This is a genomic window from Streptomyces sp. NPDC026673, from assembly GCF_040638135.1.
Classification (GTDB): domain Bacteria; phylum Actinomycetota; class Actinomycetes; order Streptomycetales; family Streptomycetaceae; genus Actinacidiphila.
Genome location: NZ_JBEZXR010000167.1, coordinates 1 through 3,968, shown reverse-complemented (window position 1 = coordinate 3,968; position 3,968 = coordinate 1). Strand labels below are relative to the sequence as shown.

The window sequence follows — 3,968 nt, the reverse complement described above, 5'->3', positions numbered from 1 at the left end:
CTCCGGATGCTCATCCGCCGCGCCACCCCGCTCTACCGTTGGGACAGCCGCCCCACCACCAAGAGGCTCAAGTAACGCCTATTGCCGGGCACTCTTAGACGGCGCTCATTACAGGGTGCGCCCATCGTGGCTATCGGGCATCTCGCACCAGGAAGGCATTCCGACCTTCCTGGTCCCTGGGCTGTCCGCCTACCAGCACGAGGCTCGCAGGTGGCCTACCTGCCCACGACTCGGTCCAAATGAGATCCGCGACCTGTAGCTTCCGGCCGACGATGGTCGTGGCGGCCGCCGGGCCCCGGGCCCGCAACGCCCAGCGCGCAGTCCAGGGCATCGCGCGCCAGACAGCCATGGGCGCGGCAATGGCGACGGCCGCCGTGGCGGCCACGCGCTATCTCCCGAAACGGCTGACGACCGAAACCGCATTGCCTACCAGTAGTGCTTCCGCCCGCCGACGCTGTGCCCAACAGCGCCCAGTACCCAGAGCACGAGGCCGATGATCACCAGGATGATCCCGATGGTCCACAGGATCGAGATCCCGGTGAGGAAGCCGATGATCAGCAGGATGATTCCCAGGATGAGCACGATGCCCTCCGTTGTCGGCTGTGTATGTGGTCCGCATGGCTGTGACGGCGCGAACGCATGGTGCTCGGACTGAGCCGACGGCTACTTTTCGAGCGCGCGTTCGAGTTCTGCCTTGTTCATGTGGGAGCGCCCATCGATGTTGCGACGTTTGGCCTCCGCGTAGAGCTGGTCGCGGGTCGGGCCTTGTGATCCCTTGCCGGACCGCAGGCCGCCGCGCCGCCCGGAGGAGATGTCCTCCAGGGAACTGCGGCTGGCGGTCTTGGACTCGCCGGCGCGAGCCCGCTCCTTGTTGACCGTGCGGGCAGCGATCTCCTCGGCCCGCTTCTCGCTCTCACCGCGCTCCTTGGCGCTGTCCTTGATGTGCTCGTACTGCCGCTCACGCTTGCGGCTCGATCCTGCAGGCATTCCGTCCACTCCCAGGTGATCAATCCGAGGTCGTCTATGAGCTGCTACCCGCCATCGTGACCGGTATTTCCGAAGAAAGGACGATCCCCGCAACCCCGGACTCGCCTTGAGGTTCTCGATACCGGGGGCTGAGGGGGGAGAACCTTCAGCCAAGATGCTTGCTGCGCGTTGCTCCGACCGAGTGATCCCAGCGTGGTCGTCTGCCCTAAGCGGAGTCCGGCGCGCGTACCTCCAGAAAACATCCGACACAGGCGGTGGCCGATCGCTGCACTACGGAGCAGGGCATGCGTCCGTTTCGGAGATGCCGGGTAGCCGCCTTGGCAGGAACCACTGCGGTAGCCGATCGGAAGGAGCGGCCTCATGAGTGACGAGGTCGAGCGCGCGGCCCTGTTCGACATGGACGGCACTCTCGTCGACACCAACTACCTCCACGCGGTCTCGTGGTGGGAGGCGTTCCGGCAGGCCGGGCACACGGTGTCGATGGCGAACATCCACCGCTGTATCGGCATGGGGTCCGACCATCTCCTGGAGCGCCTGTTGGGTAAGGACCGCGACCGCAGCGAGGACGACACGATCAGCGACGCCCACAAGGCCCTGTACGGCGCCTACGGGCCCGCGCTCGCCCCTTTGGACGGTGCCGCCGACCTGCTGCGGGCGGTGGCGGCCCGGGGCTTCCGGGTCGTCCTGGCCACATCGGCCGACGGCAAGGAACTCGCCGTGATGCGGGCAGCACTCGACGCCGACGACGTCATCGCCGACGCCACCAGCAAAGACGACGTCGACGCGAGCAAGCCGGCGCCTGACCTGGTGGCACAAGCCCTGGACCGGGCGGGCGTCACTGCCGACCGGGCGGTATTCGTGGGAGACACCGTGTGGGACATCGAGGCCGCAGGAAAGGCGGGGGTCCCCTGCGTGGCGCTCCTTTCCGGAGGCATCAGCCACGCTGAACTGAAGGAGGCGGGCGCCGCCGCCGTGCACCGCGACCCACGCGACATGCTGGCTTCCCTCGACAGCAGTCCCATGTGGCGATCGGTCTGCTAGCGAAAGTGCCGCCCGTTTGATCGCGGACACGCGGGTAGCCACACGTTATGTGGTTTTTGTGCCCTCCGGGGGTGTATCGCCCGCAAGACGACACTTGCCTTCTCGAGGACGCGATGCAGCGGGAGCTTGTCGTTGCCGCCGACGTCCTCGATCTCGGGACGGGAAGCGGCGCGCTGGCGCTCGCCGCCGCCGAATGCGGCGCGGCGCAGGTGACTGCCGTGGACGCATCCGTGAGTGCAGTGTGCACCACGTGGTTCAATGCCCGGCTTAACGGCTTGCGAGTCAAGGTGCTGCACGGCGACCTCACCGAGCCAGTGATAGGTCATCGCTTCGACCTGATCATGGCCAATCCGCCGTATATGCCGTCTCCGCGAGCAGATCTCCCGGCCTGGGGGCGGGCCCGGGCGTGGGATGCGGGGTCCGACGGCCGCGCTCTGCTTGACCGAGTCTGTGTGGATGCGCCGCCGCTGCTCGCCCCTGGAGGAGTCCTGCTCCTGGTCCACTCGGCCATCTGTGGTGTTGAGCGCACCCTGAGCCGGCTAGGTCGTGCGGGACTGCGGGCCACGGTCGTCGAGCGCCGGTACATCACCTTCGGGCCTGTGCTGCGTGACCGCTCGGCGTGGCTGGAGGCGCGGGGGCTGATAGCACCAGGGGAAGAGAAGGAAGAGCTGGTGGTGATCCGTGCCGAACGTGAACGATGAATCGTCGCTGACACGCGTGACGATCACCCGGGACGGACCGATCCTGATCGAAGGTCCCGTCGAGGTCGTCCTGGACGACGGCCGCGTCGTGCGCTCCGACCGCTTCGTCGTGGCCGTCTGCGCCTGCCGCCGCAGCCATAAGTACCCGTGGTGCGACACCAGCCATCGCCGACGCGTCCGGCCAGACCCTGCTCGCGCCGAGGAGGTCCCCGGAGCGGCGGTGGACCCGCATGTGTCGTGACCGTCCGCCGGTCGCGATCACCGAGCCTGGCGATGAGCGGCCGGAGAGCGACGAGGTCCACCACCCCCCTCCAACGCGGGGTTAACGGCGCCGAAGCAGTCCGCGTAGATGCCGTCCTCTTCGTCATCGGGGTTGAACCCGATGTCCAGGGATCCGGCCGTATAGCCGTTGGAGGCGACGATGCCCTGCCGGACGTCTCGCTCGTCCACCACCCTCATGAGCGCCGCGAGTTCAGCGGCCGTGGGGTCTCGGCCGAGCGTCTGCGTTAGCGTGTCCACGGCCTTGGCCAGTTCGATCCGCAACTCCTGCCAGACGACGCGGCACATGGACGGCCCAGCTGGCGTCGCGGAAGTGCCGCCTGATTTCACCGCGGATGCACGGGATGGCGAAGGTGGTGAACTGGACACCCCTCGTCAGGTCGAAGCAGTCGGTGGCCTTGATCAGCCCGATCGTCCCGAACTGGACGATATCCTCCATCTCCACCCCGCGGCTGCTGAACCTCGATGCGGCGAAGCGCACCAGCGACACATTCAGCTCGATGAGCGTGTTCCTGACGTACTGGTACTCGGGGGTACCCTCTTCGAGCACGTCCAGCCGGCCGGACAACGCCTTCGACAACTGCTGGCCATCCCCGGGCGCGACTTTCGTCGCGTCTTCCAGCGTCGGAAGATCGTCGTGGCGGCTGCGCGCGGGGTCCGCTTCGGCTCGCGAAGCCGTTCGGACCGCTCGGCCTAACGTCCTCATGTGCCCCGCCCCTCCTGGCTGGCCTGCCACACGGAAGCCTCTCGGCTACTCCCGGACGCCCGCCCCAAGCCGCTCCCCAGCGGCGGTTGTCGGCCACGATCCGCGATCGGAGGCCAGTTGTGCGGGGGCCGTTTCCGATGGCGGCGAGGGACGCAAGGTGACTAGCTGTTCTGTCCGGGGAGGTTGTGGACAGTGGTGACGATCACCGTTGGGGGCTCTTGAACGGGTGAGGGCCTTCCGGGTTCGGTGTGGAT

General features: G+C 67.3%; 5 protein-coding genes and 1 pseudogene. 3 read left to right on the top strand and 3 right to left on the bottom strand.

Features of this window, described 5'->3' with window-relative positions; genetic code table 11:
* Positions 1-426: 426 nt before the first annotated feature.
* Together AB0F62_RS42530 and AB0F62_RS42525 are read right to left on the bottom strand one after the other, a co-directional pair.
* Complete coding sequence (locus tag AB0F62_RS42530; protein ID WP_089228969.1) at positions 427-582, bottom strand: DUF6131 family protein; 156 nt, start codon at positions 580-582, stop codon at positions 427-429.
* 81 nt (positions 583-663) lie between these two features.
* A complete protein-coding gene (locus tag AB0F62_RS42525; RefSeq protein ID WP_361812218.1) occupies positions 664-987 on the bottom strand; it encodes a plasmid stabilization protein in 324 nt (107 codons plus the stop codon).
* Between the two features lie 360 nt (positions 988-1,347).
* Here AB0F62_RS42525 and AB0F62_RS42520 point away from each other — a divergent pair, with 360 nt between their 5' ends.
* Genes AB0F62_RS42520 through AB0F62_RS42510 form a run of 3 tightly spaced genes read left to right on the top strand, consistent with a single transcriptional unit; the run spans position 1,348 to position 2,970 of the window.
* Positions 1,348-2,028 (top strand): HAD family hydrolase, encoded by a 681-nt coding sequence (locus AB0F62_RS42520; protein ID WP_361812215.1) that lies wholly within the window; start codon positions 1,348-1,350, stop codon positions 2,026-2,028.
* Between the two features lie 47 nt (positions 2,029-2,075).
* Positions 2,076-2,729: a HemK2/MTQ2 family protein methyltransferase gene (locus AB0F62_RS42515; RefSeq protein ID WP_361812212.1), complete on the top strand. Its 654-nt coding sequence runs from the start codon at positions 2,076-2,078 to the stop codon at positions 2,727-2,729.
* Complete coding sequence (locus AB0F62_RS42510) at positions 2,710-2,970, top strand: CDGSH iron-sulfur domain-containing protein (RefSeq protein WP_361812209.1); 261 nt, start codon at positions 2,710-2,712, stop codon at positions 2,968-2,970. The genes AB0F62_RS42515 and AB0F62_RS42510 overlap by 20 nt, the downstream gene beginning before the upstream one ends.
* Here AB0F62_RS42510 and AB0F62_RS42505 read toward each other — a convergent pair.
* A pseudogene (locus AB0F62_RS42505) lies at positions 2,969-3,630 on the bottom strand (sigma-70 family RNA polymerase sigma factor); the annotation flags it as partial. The gene AB0F62_RS42510 and the pseudogene AB0F62_RS42505 overlap by 2 nt on opposite strands.
* Between the last annotated feature and the right edge of the window lie 338 nt (positions 3,631-3,968).